Consider the following 14804-nt stretch of genomic DNA (forward strand, 5'->3'; position numbering starts at 1 on the left):
GCGGACAGAATAAGGGTCAGGATTGAGTGGCATCCATCGAATGGAATTCGCCCGGGAGCCTCCAATGGCCGCACTCGACCGAATCGATCGCGAGATTCTGGAGGCCCTCCAGAACAATGCACGGCTGTCCAACAAGGAGCTGGCCGCGCGCGTGGGGCTGGCCCCCTCGTCGTGCCTCGCGCGGGTGAAGCGGCTGGAGACGGACGGAGTCATCAAGTCCTATCGCGCGGACCTGGATGCGCGCTCGCTGGGGCTGGGGCTCCAGGCGCTCATCGCCGTGCAGCTCCGGCTCCACGTGGGGGAGGCGTTCGGCAGCATCGGTGACCACCTGCGCTCGCTGCCGGAGACGGTGGCCGTCTACTGCCTGGGCGGGACGACGGACTTCCTGGTGCACGTCGTGTGTCGGGACACGGAGCACCTGCGAGTGCTCACCATCCAGTCCTTCACCAGCCGTCCGGAGGTGAGCCGCATCGAGACGTCGCTGGTGTTCTCCTTCGCGCGCTCGGGGCTGCCGGTCGACCGCGGCGCTTGAGCGTCACGGTGCGCCGTCTCCACCGGAGCGCATGAAATCCGTCTGGGGCGCGGATGAGGCTTTTCTCATGCGCTCACGGTTGCAGGCCCGACACCGCAAGATGTGTCGCGGCCGTGCCGGGAAGGAATCGCTACCCGGCTGACACGTCCTTCGACTTTAGGGCAGCACGCTGCATGCCCCGGAAGGCGCGGCCCGCGTCGATGATGGCTGTCGGGAGGGCTGACCTTCGATGTGGCACGGGAGTGCAATGCCTTCCGGGGTCGTCACCCTGCTGCTGCTGTGTGGCGGCACCGCGCTGGGGGAGCCGCTCACGCTGCGCTCGGCGCTCCTCGAAGCCAGGAGTCAGGCTCCTGCGCTCGCACAGGCCCGAGCGCAGGAAGCCGTGGCCCGCGGGGAAGAAGAACTCGCCCGGACCTTCTCCCCGTTGACCCTGTCAGTGGGGGGCGGAGGAAATGATCCCCGGTGGACCGTGGGGCTGGCCCAGAGACTTCCGGCCCCGGGGGCCCGGGCGGCCCGGGTGCTCGCCGCGGAGTTGACGACCCGCGGTGCCGCGGACGAGCGCCGCGCGAGCGAGGCCACGGCCCGGGCGGATGCGCGGCGTGCCTACTTCTCCCTGGTGCGCGCCCGCCAGCTCCTGGAGACCTCCGCACGCGCACTGGCGCTCGCGCGCGAGTCGGAGGCCGCCGCGGTGCTGCTCTTCGAAACCGGCGCGGCCCCGGAGCTGGACCTGCTCCAGGCCCGCATCGCGAGGGGCTCCGCCGAAGTCCAATGGCTGACCCGCCAGGGGGAACTCGCCGCCGCCACGGCGGCGCTGGCCCTGCTGTTGGGCCGGCCACCGGGTGCGGCGCTGGAGCCGGTGGACGAGCCCCCGCCCACCCTGCCTTCACTGGAGGCCGTGCTGGCCGTGGGCGCGCGGTCCCCCGCCGCCGAGGCACGTCAGGGCGAGGTGTCGGCGGCCGAGGCCACCCTGCGGGCGTCACGGCGGGAGCGGTGGCCCACTCCCACGGTGGGGGTCTTCGTGGAAGCGGATGGTCCTGGGGGGCGCAGCACGTATCTTCGCGGCGCGCTCGACCTGGACCTCTTCCTCCCAGGCCTGGGACGCGGAGAGACGGTCCGCGCCGCGGCCTCGCTGGAGCTCGCGCGCGCCCGCCAGAACGAGGAGCGGCGTTCCCGGTGGACGGAGCTCGTCTCCAACCATGCGCGCCTGTCCGCCGCCCTGGCGGGACTCGCGCGCTACACGGAGGAGATCCTCCCCGCCGTGGAGAAGACGGAGGGCATGGCCCTGGAGTCCTATCGCGTGGGCCGCAGTCCCCGGGTGGCGCTCAACGCCGCGCTCCAGACGGCCACGGAGACGCGGACGCAGGCCATTGAAGCCGCCTTCGCCGCCCAGTCCGCGTTCGCGGACCTCGAACTCGCCGCAGGGGTGCCCCTCGATGAGCCCTAGACTCGCGCTGCTCGCCTGTCTCTTCGCCTCCGGCGTGGGCTGTCAGCGGACGTCGCCCGAAGAAGCCGCGCCGCCCCTTCCGCGCGTCCGTGTCGTCCCCGTGGCTCCGGGGCAGGCCGTGCGCGGGCTGCGCGTCGCGGGCCTGCTGGCGGCGCCGCCCGGGCGCGAGGTCCGGCTCTCACCGCGGGTGCCCGGCCGGCTGTCGCTCTTGCGCGTGGCGGAAGGGGACCGCGTGCGCGCGGGCGAGGTCCTGGCCCAGGTGGACCCGCTCGACGCCACCGCCGAGCTCCAGCAGGCGGAGGCCGCCCTGCGCGAAGCCAGCTCTGCGCTCGACGCCGCGAAGGAGAAGCGCGCGCGCACGGACGTCCTGGCCGAGCACGGCGTCGCGGCCCGTCAGGACGCGGAGCAGGACCGCAGCGCGGAGGCCGCCGCCCGTGCCACCGAGGCCCGGGCCCGGAGCGCCCTGGAGTTGGCCCGGCGCGGCGTGGGGCGCACCTCGCTGCAGGCCCCCTTCGACGGTGTCGTGACGGCCATCGGGGTGCGGCAGGGTGAAATGGTGGAGGGCGCGAATCCCCCCGTGCTCCAGGTCTCCGCGACGGACCCGCTGGAGCTGCGGGCATACGTCACCCAGCAGGAGGCCGCGGCGGTCCAACCCGGTCAACGCGCGACCCTCACCGTCGTCGGGCTGGACGGTGCCCGCGAGGGCGAGGTCGCCGCGGTGTCCCCCGCCGTGGATCCGCAGAGCGGCAACGTGCTGATCCGCCTGCGCTTCGCCAACCCGCGCGGGGAGCTGCGCCTGGGCGCGACCGCGAAGGCCCACCTCGTCCTGGCGTCGCTGGGCAGCGCGCTGGCCGTGCCGTCATCGGCGCTCCTGCCACGGGAGGATGGAGGCCTCGCGGTCGCGCGGCTCGGGGACGGGCGGGTCCACCGGGTGCCGGTCCAGGTCGTCTCCGAGGACGAGGGCGTGGCCGTCGTCCAGGGGCCGCTCGCGGTGGGCGAGCCTGTCGTCGTGGAAGGGGGCTACTCCCTGCCGGATGACGCCGGGGTGGAGGTCCTGCGGTGACGTGGCTGACGCTGCTGCGGCGCAACGCGCCCGGGGTTGTGGTGCTGCTGGCGGCGCTGACGTTGGCGGGAGTGTTCGGGGCGACCCGGCTGCCCGTGGGGCTCTACCCGGAGGTGACCTTTCCGCGAATCGTCGTCGCCGCGACGCTGAATGGCGCCAGCGCGCAGACCCTGCGGCTGTCCGTGACCGGCCCGGTGGAGGATGCGCTGTCCACCGTCATCGGCGTGCGGCAGGTGCGCTCCCGGACCATCCGCGCGGCCGCGGAGATCTCGCTCTGGTTCGACTCGAACACGGACATGGAGCAGGCGCTGGGGCTCGTCAATGCCCGGCTCGCGGAGGTGCAGAACGCACTGCCCCCGGACGCAACGCTCTCCGCCGAGCGGCTCACCCCGTCGTCCTTTCCCATCCAGACCCTCGCCGTCACCGGCACGGCGGACCCCGCCCGGCTGCGCGAGTTCGCCCTGCGGACGCTGCGTCCAGGCCTGGCGGGCCTCGCGGGCGTGGGGCGCGTGGACGTGGTCGGCGGCGACGTGCGCGAGCTCCTCATCACCGTGGACGCACAGCGGCTGGAGCAGGCGAAGCTGGACCTGCCCACGCTCGCCACCCAGGTGGGCGGCACGCTCCTGCTCGAACCGGCGGGCCGCCTGGACGTGCACTACCAGCAGGCGCTGGTGATGGTGCAGGGGCCGGTGGACTCCCCGGACCAGCTGGCGGCGCTCGTCGTGGGCGGGACGCCCGAGGCGCCCGTGCGGCTGGGCGACGTCGCGCGGATCCAGGAGGGGCATGCGGACCGGCTCTCCCTGACGTATGCGAACGGCAGGCCCGCGGTGCTCGTCAACGTGGGCCGACGGCCAGGGGCGGATGCCGTCACCCTGGCGCGAGAGATAAACGCGGAGCTCGAACGGGTGCGAGCGGGACTGCCGCCGGGCATCGCCATCGAGGTCTCGTATGATCAGGCCGGGCTCATCGCCCGGTCCGTGGCCCACGTGCGGGACGAGGTCATCCTCGGCGGGGTGCTCACGCTCGCGGTCGTGGGCCTCTTCCTGCGCTCCTGGCGGGCCATGACGGCCGCGGCGGTGGTGCTCCCGGCCACCCTGGCGATGACGATTGGCGCGCTCTGGCTCACGGGCAGGACGCTCAACCTCATGTCGCTGGGCGGGCTGGCGGTGGCCATCGGGTTGGTGGTGGACGACGCCGTGGTCGTGGTGGAAGCCGTGTACCGCCGGGTGGCGGCGGGGATGGAGCGGTGGGCCGCGACCGCGGAGGCGCTGCGGGAAATCGCCTGGCCCGTCACCAACTCCACCCTCACCACGGTCGTGGTCTTCACGCCGCTGTCGCTGCTGCCGGGCGTGTCGGGCCAGTTCTTCTCCGCGCTGGCGTTCACGCTGTGCGCCGCCGTGCTGATCTCCTGGGTGTTGGCCGTCACGCTGACGCCGCTGCTGTGCGGATGGCTGCTCGCCGCGCCCGGCGGCCATCACGCGCCCGAGCCCGCCGTCCCGGAGCGCATCCTCTCGCAGTGGCGTAGGCGGCCGGGAACGCTGGTGGCCGCGGTGGCGCTCGTCACCGCGCTGCTGGCCCTGCTGGGCCGGGGCGTGGGGACCGGGTTCCTGCCGGAGCTGGACGAGGGCGCGTTCGTCGTGGACTACTTCACGCCGACGGGCACCTCGGTCGCGGAGGCGGACCGGCTGGGGCAGGCCCTGGAGGCGGTCGTCGCGGAGATCCCGGAGGTCCTGGGCACCAGCCGTCGCCTGGGCGCGGAGCTGGGGCCACCGGCGGCCACCGAGTCCTCGCGTGGCGACCTGACCGTGTCGCTCTCCCCCCAGCGGACGCGCCACGGCCCGGACATCATCGAGGCGACGCGCACGCGAGCGGAAGCCGCCCTTCCCGGCGTCCGGCTGGAGTTCGTCGAGCTGCTGCAGGACGTGCTCTCCGACCTGGAAGGCGCGCCGGATCCCGTCGAGGTCAAGCTGCTGGGGCCGGACGTCCAGGTGCTGCGGGAGTTCGCGCCACGCGTCGCCGAAGCCCTGCGGGACATCCCGGGCCTGGTGGACCTGTTCGACGGGGTCTCCGGCTGCACTCCGGAGGCCCACGTGGAAGTGGACCTGATCCAGGCGGGGCGGCTGGGCCTGACGACGCGGGACGTGTCGGCACAGGTCCGGTCCGCGCTGTTGGGCGAGGTCGTCGGGACGATTCCCCGCGAGGGCCGGCCGGTGGACGTGCGCGTGCGGCTGCGTGACGCCGACCGCCTGGATCCCCAGGTGCTCCAGCGGGTGCGCCTGCGGACCGCTTCGGGGGGAGTGGTGCCGCTGACGCAGGTGGCGCGCGTGCGCCAGGAGTGCCAGCCCGCGGAGTTGCTCGCGGACAACCTGCGTCCGCTGGTGGCGGTGACGGGGCGGCTGGAGGCGCGGGACCTGGGCAGTGTCACCACGGACGTGGAGGCGCGGCTCGCCACGCTGAAGCCTCCAGCAGGGGTGGAGGTGCGGCTGGGCGGTCAGCGTGAGAGCCAGCGCGAGTCCTTCCATGCCCTCGTGCTCGTGTTGCTGCTGGCCGCGCTGGGCGTCTTCCTGGTGTTGACCTTCCACTTTCGCGGGGTCGTGCTCCCGCTGCTCATCCTGGGCGCGGTCCCCGTGGCGCTCGCGGCGGGGGTCGCCTGCCTGCGGCTCACCAGCACGCCGCTCAACGTCTCCTCGTTGATGGGTTGCATCCTGCTCGTCGGGCTCGTCGTGAAGAACGGCATCCTCTTGCTTGACCGTGCGGAGGCGGGACGCGCCGAAGGGCTGTCCGCCGCTGAAGCCGTGGGTCACGCCACCACCGTGCGCCTGCGCCCCATCCTCATGACGACGCTGGCGACGCTGCTGGGGCTCGTCCCGCTCGCGCTCGGCCTGGGCGAGGGCGGTGAGCTGCAACGGCCGCTGGCCATCACCGTGCTGGGGGGCCTCTCCCTGTCCACGTTGACGGTGTTGGTGGGACTGCCGGCGGCGTACGTGCTGGTGCGTCGGCATGCGACCGCCGCGAAGAGTTGATGGCAGGGGAGGGCTCCTCCATCGTTGGTGGCCTGGGGGCGCTCGTCGCGTCCCGGGCGTCACCGAGCGCCTCCGCGCCCCGCGCTGTAACCTTTCGCCTTCCTCCTTCGTGGTGGCCGTTGGATGCCCGGAATGCGCCGGGCGCCGGGACGGAGGACGGACATGCAGGCGATGAAGGTGGCCGTGGTGGGCGGAGGGTTGGGCGGGCTCACGGCGGCGGCGTTGCTGGCGCGCGGTGGCCTCGAGGTGACGTTGTACGAACGCTCGAAGTACCTGGGCGGGCGGGCGCGGACGACGGAGGTGGAGGGCTTCCGCTTCAACCTGGGGCCGCATGCCCTGTACCGGGCGGGCGCGGCGCTGCGGGTGCTGGAGCGCCTGGGCGTGAAGCCCCAGGGCGGTGTTCCGGTGCCGACGGGCTCCCACGCGCTGCTCGCGGGCCGGCTGCACACGCTGCCTCGCGGGCCGGTGACGCTCATGACGACGGACGTGCTGTCGCTCGCCGGGAAGCTGGAGGTGGCGAAGCTGCTGGCGGGGTTGGCCCGTATCGACACAGGGCCGCTGGGGCCCATGCCGATGCGGCAGTGGCTGGAGACGCGCCTGACGCGAAAGGACAGCCAGGCGTTCATCGCGGCGCTGGTGCGTGTGGCGTCGTACTGCGCGGATCTGGAAGCCCTCAGCGCGGAGGCGGCACTGAAGCAGCTCCAGTGCGCGACCGCCGCGAACGTGCTGTACGTGGACGGAGGCTGGAGCACGCTGGTGGACGCGGTGGAGCATCTGGGGCGCGAGGCCGGCGTCCGGCTGGAGCTGTCCACACGGGTGGAGGCCGTCGTTCTTCAGGACGGGGACACGCGGGTCGAAGGTGTGCGGCTCGCGGACGGCACGGTGCACCGTGCGGACGCGGTGGTGCTGGCGGGCAGTCCCGCGGACGTGGCGGCGCTCGTGCCTGGGGACGCGGTGCTGGCTCGGGAGGCGCGGGAGGCGGTGCCCATCCAGGCGGCGACGCTGGAGTTGGGATTGTCGGCGCTGCCCAGGCCGGATGCGTTCTTCGCGCTCGGGGTGGACGGGCCCTGGTACGCGTCGGTGCATTCGGCCTCCGCGAAGCTGGCCCCGGCAGGCGGCGCGATGGTGCACGTGGCGAAGTACCTGGGCGGCGCGGACACGGAGTGCCGCGAGACTGAGCTGGAAGCCGTGATGGATGCGCTCCAGCCGGGTTGGCGCGCGAAGGTGGTGGCGCGGCGCTTCCGTCCGTCGCTCACCGTCAGCGGCGGCCTGCCCCAGGCCGCGAAGGGCGGGTTGACCGGGCGTCCCCCGGTGGAGGTGCCGCACGTCGGAGGGCTGTTCCGCGTGGGCGACTGGGTTGGCGCGGAGGGCATGCTCGCGGACGCATCACTCGCGAGCGCCGAGGCCGTGGAGCAGGCGCTAGTGCAACGCATCGCGACGCCCCGGCGTCGTGCTGCGGGAGCTTGAGCCGGATGAACGCACAGCAGGGAAGGGCGCCCTGCGGGGGAGCCGCCTCATCGCCGCGAGAACTCGCACCGCATGGACGCGCAGGCGCCAGGCCCTCGGACCTTCAGGCGGGACACCTCCTTGCCCGACGCGGGCTCAACTTGTCCGACTGTCGGACCGGTTTCCGGGGCCCGGATGAAGCGGGAGCCCCGGCCAGGGCGGTGCTCCCAACCTGTCCGACTGTCGGACAAGTTTCGGCGACCCGGATCGAGCGGAGGCCCCTGGCCAGGGCGGTTCTCCCGACTGGTCCGACAGTCGGACCAGTTTCCGGGGCCTGGATGGAGCGGGAGCCCCGGCCGGGGTGGCTCTCCCAACTGGTCCAACTGTCGGACAAGTTTCGACGGCCCGGATGGAGCGGAAGCCCCGGCCGGGGAGGCTCTCCCAACTGGTCCGACAGTCGGACAAGTTTCGGCGGCCCGGATGGAGCGGCGGCCCCGGCCAGGGCGGCTCACCCAACTGGTCCGACAGTCGGACCGGTTTGCGGGACCCGGATGGAGCGGAGGCCCCTGGCCAGGGCGGCTCACCCAACTGGTCCGACAGTCGGACCGGTTTCCGGGGCCCGGATGGAGCGGGAGCCTCGGCCAGGGCGGTGCTCTCTATTGGTCCGCTTGTCGGACCGGTTCCGGTTGTCCAGATGGCACGGAGGCTCACCAGCCAGGGCGGTGCTCCCAACCCGTCCGCTTGTCGGACAGGTTCGCGTTGTCCGGATGGCGCGGAGGCTCCCGGCCAGGGCGGTGCTCCCTATTGGTCCGACTGTCGGACAGGTTCGCGCTGTCCAGATGGCGCGGAGGCCCGGCCAGGGCGGCTCTGCCAACTGGTCCGACTGTCGGACCGGTTCGTGTGATGTGGCGTTGACGGGGAGGCCCAACCGGGTTCTCACCTTCTCATTCATGGGGACAGCGGGGATGTCCGAGGGCCTGGGCCTGGAGGCGTCCTTCCGCCGCGGTGGAGGCTTGAACGGGGATGGACTCACAGGCGCGAGGAGCACTGGGACAGGCCGCACGCGAGCACGAGCGCTTCCTCTGGGGGCTCTGCTACCGGATGACGGGCGTGGCCGCGGACGCGGATGACCTGGTGCAGGAGGTCTATGCGCGTGCGCTCGCGACACCGCCGGAGCGGCTGGACACCCTGCGGCCCTGGCTCACGCGCGTGGCGGTGAACCTGGCGCGGGACCACCTGCGGCGGCGACGGCGCGAGGGCTACATCGGACCGTGGCTGCCTTCGCCCGTGGAGACCGGCGACGACGAAGTCCCTCCCTCAGTGGAGGCGAGTCTTCCGGGCGGCGGCTCGACGGAGGGACGCTACGAGCTGCTGGAGAGCGTCTCGTTCGCCTTCCTCCTGGCGCTGGAGGCATTGTCACCCAAGCAGCGGGCGGTGCTGCTGCTGCGCGATGTCTTTGATTACTCGGTGCTGGAGGTGGCCGAGGCGCTGCGCATGAGCGAAGCGAACGTGAAGGTGGTGCACCACCGCGCGCGGTCCGCCATGTCCTCGTATGACCAGGCACGCTGCATTCCCACTCGCGACGTGCAGGCGCGCACGCGGGCCGCGCTGGAGGCCTTCCTGGGGGCGTTGGTGACGGGAGACGTGGCCGCCGCGGAGGCGCTGCTGGCCTCGGAGGTTCGCGCACTGACGGACGGAGGCGGCAAGGTGCGCGCCGCGCAGGTGCCTATCGTGGGGGTACAGCGCGTCGTCCTCTTCCTTCGCCGGCTGATGGAGATGCGGGGGCCGCCGAAGGCGTGGGAAGTACGGATGCTCAACGGACTGCCCGCCGTGGTGTCGGTGTACGCGCCGGGGGCGGATCCCCTGTTGGCCCTGCGCACCGTGATTCGCGTGGACGTGGACGCGACCGGACGCATCCACGCGCTGCATTCCGTGTTGGAGGACCGGAAGCTCGCGGGCGTGCGCGTGCCCGTGCCGGATTGAGCGGGAGCACGGCGCGGGGCCCTCCGTCGAAAGCTCGGTGGAGCGCTTCCGGGCCACCACCTCGGGCGAGGCCATCAAGTCCGTGCGCTGGAGCGCCAACGCCGGGGCCCTCGGGCCCGCCGCTCAAGCAGCTCTCCGTGGGCAGCGCGAAGAACAGCTGCGCGCTGGTCGCGTCGGATGGTGTCTACCGGTGGACCTGTTCGGCCTGGCGGAAGGTCCGGAAGCGCCGCGGAACCTCTCCGCGGCCGGCGACGGGGCCGTGGGGGGCCTCCACGCGCGGAGCCTCGTCTACAAGTGGCAGTGAGGCCGGGCCTCGGGGGAGGGGCAGGCGCGGGCCTCGCCGTCCACTCCTGCATTGCCCCCAGGGATGAAGCCCCTGTCCAAGCGCTCCGCCCGTCACCAGTTCCGTGGTGCGCGGCGGGGCGAGCGAACGGAGGGCGGGCATGTCGGGACAGGGGGAGGACTCACCAGCGGGGGGCGCGCCGTCGCTGTTCGCCCGGCTGGCGGTGGGCGTGTTCCGGCACCGGGGCCGGGTGCTGGTGGGCGCGCTCCTGCTGCTCGGCGCGGCGGTGTGGGCGCTGCTCCGGGGCGGAGACCTCACCACCGGGACCATCGAGGGCATCGAAGCCGCGCGGGCCGAGGCGCTCGCTCGGGGCGCCGCCGCGGGGTCGAACGACCAGACCCTGGCGGTCATCTTCCACCACGATGAATGGACGACCGATGCGCCGCGCTTCGCCCAGGCGGTGACGTCCGCGCTGGCGCGCGTGCAGCGGCTGCCGGAGGTCGCGTCGGTGGTGTCGCCCATCGGGGCGCCCGAGGCCTTCCGGGCCCGCTTCGTGGCGCCGACAGGCCACGATCTGCTGGCGCTGGTGCGGCTCAAGGGCGGCGAGCGCGAGGCCACCGCCGCGTTCCCCACCGTGCGCGCGGCGCTGGACGGCTCGGGCCTCCAGACGACGCTCACCGGCAAGGTGGCCTTCCTGGCCGCGCTCAACGAATTGCTGGCGCATGACCTCTTGCGCGCGGAGTTGCTCTCGTTCCCGCTGGCGCTGCTCGTGTTGCTGTGGGTGTTCCGGACGGTGGTGGCGGCCATGCTGCCCCTGGTGGTGGGCGGGCTGGCGGTGCTGTGCGGCGTGGCGGGCGTGCTGCTCCTGTCGCACGTCACGAACATGGCCCAGTACACGCTCAACGTGGTGTCGCTCATCGGGCTGGGCGTGGCCATCGACTACTCGCTCTTCATCGTGAGCCGCTTCCGCGCGGAGCTTGCCCTGGGGTCGACGACGGAGCAGGCGCTGACGCGCACCCTGGACACCGCCGGGCGGGCGGTGGCGTTCTCCGGGCTGGCCGTCACGGTGGGCCTGGGGGGCCTGCTCTTCTTCCGCGGCTCGTACCTGAGCGCCATGGGGCTGGGGGGCGCCCTGGTGGTGGCCTTCGCGGTCCTCTTCGCGCTCACCGTGCTGCCCGCGCTCCTGGCCTGGCTGGGGCCGCGCGTGGACCGGGGGCGGCTGCCCTTCGCGCGCATGGAGGGACGCGGCGGCGGCTGGCACGCGCTGGCCACCTGGGTGATGCGGCATCCCTGGTGGGTGCTGCTGCCGACGCTGGCGTTGCTGCTGGCCATGGGGCTGCCGTTCCGGCGGCTGCAACTGGCGGCCACGGACATCACGGCGCTGCCCGAGGGCACCGAAGCCCGCCGGGGCGCGGAGACCCTGGCCCGCCTGTTCCCCCGCGAGGCCGCCACCCGGGTGCTGGTGGCCGTGGAGTTCCCTGGCGGCAACCCCCTCACGCCGGAGCGCGCGGGCGCGCTTCACGACGCCAGCCGGCGGATCTCGGCGCTGCCCGGGGTGCTGGGCGTGGAGAGCGCGGTGACCCTGGTCCCCGGCATGGACCGGGCGACCGTGCAACGGATGGCCGCGGCGCCGCCCCAGTTCCTTCCGCCGGAGCTCCAGGCCGCGCGGGCCGCGTACGTCACCGGCAACGTGGCGGTGATGCAGGTGCTGACGTCCTCGGCGCCCAGCAGCGTCGAGGCCCGGAACCTGGTCCGCGCGCTGCGCGAGGACCGCGCGGTGGGCGACGGCCGGTGGCAGGTGGGAGGACAGACCGCGGGGGACGTGGACGCGGCGGCCTTCGTGAAGCAGCACACGCCCGCGGCCGTGGGGTTCGTGATGGGGATGACGTGCATCGTCCTCTTCGTGCTCCTGCGCTCCGTGGTGCTGCCCTTGAAGGCGCTCCTGATGAACCTGCTGTCGCTGTGCGGTTCGTTCGGGGCCCTGGTGTTCATCTTCCAGGAGGGACACCTGCACCGGCTGCTGCGCTTCGAACCCGGGCCCATCGAACCGTCGCTGCCCATCCTGCTGTTCTGCGCGCTGTTCGGCCTGTCCATGGACTACGAGGTGCTGCTGCTCAGCCGTATCCGCGAGGAGTGGCTGCGCACGGGCGACAACACCCACGCGGTGGCCGAGGGACTGGAGCGGACCGGCGGCCTCATCACCAGCGCGGCGGCCATCATGGTGGCCGTGTTCGCGGCCTTCACGCTGGCCTCGGTGGTGGTGGTGAAGGCGATGGGGCTGGGCATGGCCATCGCGGTCGCGCTGGATGCGACGCTGGTCCGGGTGCTCATCGTCCCCGCGATGATGCGCCTGATGGGGGACTTCAACTGGTGGGGGCCGGGCCACTGGAGGCGCTCGAACGCGCGGGCGCAAGGGACGCGGGGCACGGAGGTGCGGCCATGAACGCGCGCGACCTGGGATGCACGGCGGCGGCGCTGGGCGTGCTCGTGCACGGCCACCTGGAGCTGATGGCCGGCCTGCGACGGCGTCCGGCGCCGCCCGCGAGGCGCTTCGAGCCGCCCTCGGTGACGGTCATCCGGCCCATCCGGGGTCTGGACATAGACGCGCGGGCGAACGTGCGCGCGCTGCTGGACCTGGACTATCCCGGCGAGTGGGAGGTGCTCTTCGTCTTCGACAGCGAGGACGACCCGGCGTTCCTCCCCACCCGCGAGGAGGTGGCCGCGCACCCCACGCGCGCGAAGCGGGTGGAGCTGGTGGTCGCGGGCGAGCCTCCGCGAGGGATGACCGGCAAGCTCAACGCGATGCAGGTGGGCGTGGCCCGCTCCCGGTGCGACCTGCTGGCGTTCAGTGATTCGGACACGCGGCCCACGCCCGGCGTGCTCACGGCGCTGGTGGGCGCACTGCTGGAGGACGGCCGGACGGGCGCCACGTTCGCGCCCATCTACGCGGCGGCGGATGCGCCCCTGGCGGGAGACGTGGGCTACGGGCTGCTGGTGAACGCGTGGTACGGCGCGGCGGTCGCCCGCACCGCGGCGCCGGATGGCGCGCTGCCCTTCATCATGGGGCAGCTGATGGTCTTCCGTCGGGAAGCGCTCGCGGCCATCGGGGGCGTGGGCTGCGCCGCCGGGCAGTTCGTGGATGACATGTACCTGGGGCGCAGGCTGCACGAGTCCGGGTGGAAGAACCGCGTCGTCCACGCGCCCCTGCGCGTCGTCACGGGCCACCTGGAGCTGGGCGCCTTCCTGCGCATCTTCCGGCGGTGGATCCTCTTCTCGGAGGCGGGGCTGCCCGGGGACTTCGCGCGGCCGCACTGGGTGCGCGGCGCGGTGAGCTGGCTGTCGTGGGGCGGCCTGGCGGCGGCGGTGGCGCGCAGGGCCTGGGGGGCCGCCGCCCTGGCGGCGCTGCCCATCGGCTTCTCCGTGTGGAGCCAGCTGCGGCTCCAGCGGGCCTGCCACGGGCCGGACGTGGCGCCCCGGCACTACTGGGTCCCGGCCGTCCTTCCGCTGCTGGGGGCCGGTGTGGCGCTGTCCGCGCGGCTGTCGCGCCAGGTGGACTGGCGCGGCCGGGGCTACCGGTTGGATGCGAAGGCGCGCCTGGGTGAAGCCCAGCCGGCCCGGGCCAGCGTGTAGACGGGACGGCGGACGCGACGATGCAGCCAGCTCCCCACCTGTTCCACCGCGCTCGCCACCGTGCCTCGCAAGGGCGGCCCGGCCGAGCGCAACAGCGGCGCGGCGGACCGGAGGCTGCCCCCGGGGCCGCCGGGCGAGAGCATCGCGGCGAAGGCATGCGCGACGACGCGCAGGTACTCGCGGGCCATCACCCGCATGCGGGGCTCCTCGGAGGAGAGCAGCGCCATGGAGGCCCGCGCGCCGCGAGGGCTGTGCTCCCAGTAGTGCAACAGGCCCATGCGCAAGGCCCGCATGCCCTCGTCCTGTCCGGCGAAGGCGCTGTAGAGCGCGGAGGCCAGCGCGACGCGCGTGCGCTGGGCCGGCCGCCGCGCGTGCGCGTAGTGCTCCAGCGCGCGGGGGATGGGGCCCGGGTGGCGGTGCAGCGACTCCTGGAGGGCGCGGGCATCGTGGAAGGCGGACGCCATGCCGCTCGCGGTGAGCGGATGGCAGCACGCGGCGGCGTCGCCGACGAGCACGGCGCTGCCCATGCAGACGGTCTCCGCCAGCCAGTCGTCGTTGGACGCCATGCGCACGGCGGGCCGCTGCTCCAGCGCCCGCCAGACGGCGTGCCTCAGACTGGAGGGCAGGGCGAGCAGCAGCTCCGGCCTGTCCCGCAGCGTCTGGACGGTGCTGCCCAGGGGCAGGTCCACCATCACGCGCGCCAGGCCCGGCTGGATGGCGTAGGCCAGCGCATGCACGGCGCCTCCCACGAACTGGTGGCCGTGGTCGGGGTGGGTCAGGCAGGCGCTGTCCACGGTCACGCCCAGCATGGTGGAGAGCCGGGTGTGGTGCTCGGCGATGCCCAGCATCCGCCGCACGGGCGACGCGCGCCCGTCCGCGGCCACCAGCAGCCGGGCGCGCACGGTGTGCTCGGTGCCCGCGTGGGTGTAGCGCAGGCGCACGCCGCGCCCGTCGTTGTGCTCCACGGCCGTCACGCGGGCCCGGGCGCGCGCGGTGACGCCGCGCCGCCGCGACACCGACTCCAGCAGGGGCTCGGTGAGGGTGGCGTGCTCGAGCGACAGCCCGGTGACACCCTGGCCGTAGGGCAGGACGAGGGTGCGGGCAGGGGCATGGAAGCGCACCGCGAAGCCCCGCACGGGCTGGGCCTCCCAGCCGTCCACGACGTCCCCGAAGCCCAGCGCGCGCAGGTCCCGGATGCCGGCGGGGTGGAGCAGCTCGCCCGCGAGCTGTTTGTGCCGGTCCACGCCCGCGTCGAGCAAGAGGACGGACAACCCCAGCTCGGCGAGCGCCGCCGCCACCGCGCAGCCCGCGGGCCCACCTCCGGCTATCACCACCTCGGCGTCCTCCACGTGGCCTCCGCTCGGTCCCCAGACACCATGTCTGCCATTGACGACTTAGCC

At 73.5% G+C, this 14804-nt stretch carries 9 protein-coding genes; 8 read left to right on the forward strand and 1 reads right to left on the reverse strand.

The features are described from left to right. Positions 1-64: 64 nt before the first annotated feature. The 8 genes from AABA78_RS26730 to AABA78_RS26765 all read left to right on the forward strand — a co-directional run bounded on the left by AABA78_RS26730 (position 65) and on the right by AABA78_RS26765 (position 13404). Positions 65-532 (forward strand): Lrp/AsnC family transcriptional regulator, encoded by a 468-nt coding sequence (locus AABA78_RS26730; protein WP_338267047.1) that lies wholly within the window; start codon positions 65-67, stop codon positions 530-532. A 247-nt stretch (positions 533-779) separates the two neighbouring features. Continuing rightward, on the forward strand, positions 780-1976 hold the full coding sequence (locus AABA78_RS26735; protein ID WP_338267050.1) for a TolC family protein: 1197 nt from the start codon (positions 780-782) through the stop codon (positions 1974-1976). Beyond that, positions 1966-3039 (forward strand): efflux RND transporter periplasmic adaptor subunit, encoded by a 1074-nt coding sequence (locus tag AABA78_RS26740; RefSeq protein ID WP_338267053.1) that lies wholly within the window; start codon positions 1966-1968, stop codon positions 3037-3039. The genes AABA78_RS26735 and AABA78_RS26740 overlap by 11 nt, the downstream gene beginning before the upstream one ends. Continuing rightward, on the forward strand, positions 3036-6062 hold the full coding sequence (locus AABA78_RS26745) for an efflux RND transporter permease subunit (RefSeq protein WP_338267055.1): 3027 nt from the start codon (positions 3036-3038) through the stop codon (positions 6060-6062). The genes AABA78_RS26740 and AABA78_RS26745 overlap by 4 nt, the downstream gene beginning before the upstream one ends. A 162-nt stretch (positions 6063-6224) precedes the next feature. Next, complete coding sequence (locus AABA78_RS26750; protein ID WP_338267057.1) at positions 6225-7529, forward strand: phytoene desaturase family protein; 1305 nt, start codon at positions 6225-6227, stop codon at positions 7527-7529. 1002 nt (positions 7530-8531) lie between these two features. Beyond that, a complete protein-coding gene (locus tag AABA78_RS26755) occupies positions 8532-9491 on the forward strand; it encodes a sigma-70 family RNA polymerase sigma factor (RefSeq protein WP_338267058.1) in 960 nt (319 codons plus the stop codon). Between the two features lie 443 nt (positions 9492-9934). Then, positions 9935-12217, forward strand: coding sequence for an MMPL family transporter (locus AABA78_RS26760; protein WP_338267061.1), 2283 nt, complete (start codon positions 9935-9937; stop codon positions 12215-12217). Further along, positions 12214-13404 (forward strand): glycosyltransferase family 2 protein, encoded by a 1191-nt coding sequence (locus AABA78_RS26765; protein WP_338267063.1) that lies wholly within the window; start codon positions 12214-12216, stop codon positions 13402-13404. The genes AABA78_RS26760 and AABA78_RS26765 overlap by 4 nt, the downstream gene beginning before the upstream one ends. On the opposite strand, the gene AABA78_RS26770 is transcribed toward AABA78_RS26765, so the two are convergent. Further along, the gene (locus AABA78_RS26770) at positions 13344-14753 is read right to left on the reverse strand and encodes an FAD-dependent monooxygenase (RefSeq protein ID WP_338267066.1); all 1410 of its coding nucleotides are present in this window, start codon (positions 14751-14753) and stop codon (positions 13344-13346) included. The genes AABA78_RS26765 and AABA78_RS26770 overlap by 61 nt on opposite strands. Positions 14754-14804: the final 51 nt, after the last annotated feature.

The organism is Corallococcus caeni (assembly GCF_036245865.1).
GTDB classification, from domain to species: Bacteria; Myxococcota; Myxococcia; order Myxococcales; family Myxococcaceae; genus Corallococcus; species Corallococcus caeni.

Excerpts from the sequence above, each read along its gene's own strand:
- AABA78_RS26730 (WP_338267047.1), top strand. The coding sequence starts at position 65 with ATGGCCGCACTCGACCGAATCGATCGCGAGATTCTGGAGGCCCTCCAG.
- AABA78_RS26765 (WP_338267063.1), top strand. The coding sequence starts at position 12,214 with ATGAACGCGCGCGACCTGGGATGCACGGCGGCGGCGCTGGGCGTGCTC.
- AABA78_RS26740 (WP_338267053.1), top strand. The coding sequence starts at position 1,966 with ATGAGCCCTAGACTCGCGCTGCTCGCCTGTCTCTTCGCCTCCGGCGTG.
- AABA78_RS26760 (WP_338267061.1), top strand. The coding sequence starts at position 9,935 with ATGTCGGGACAGGGGGAGGACTCACCAGCGGGGGGCGCGCCGTCGCTG.
- AABA78_RS26755 (WP_338267058.1), top strand. The coding sequence starts at position 8,532 with ATGGACTCACAGGCGCGAGGAGCACTGGGACAGGCCGCACGCGAGCAC.
- AABA78_RS26735 (WP_338267050.1), top strand. The coding sequence starts at position 780 with ATGCCTTCCGGGGTCGTCACCCTGCTGCTGCTGTGTGGCGGCACCGCG.
- AABA78_RS26750 (WP_338267057.1), top strand. The coding sequence starts at position 6,225 with ATGCAGGCGATGAAGGTGGCCGTGGTGGGCGGAGGGTTGGGCGGGCTC.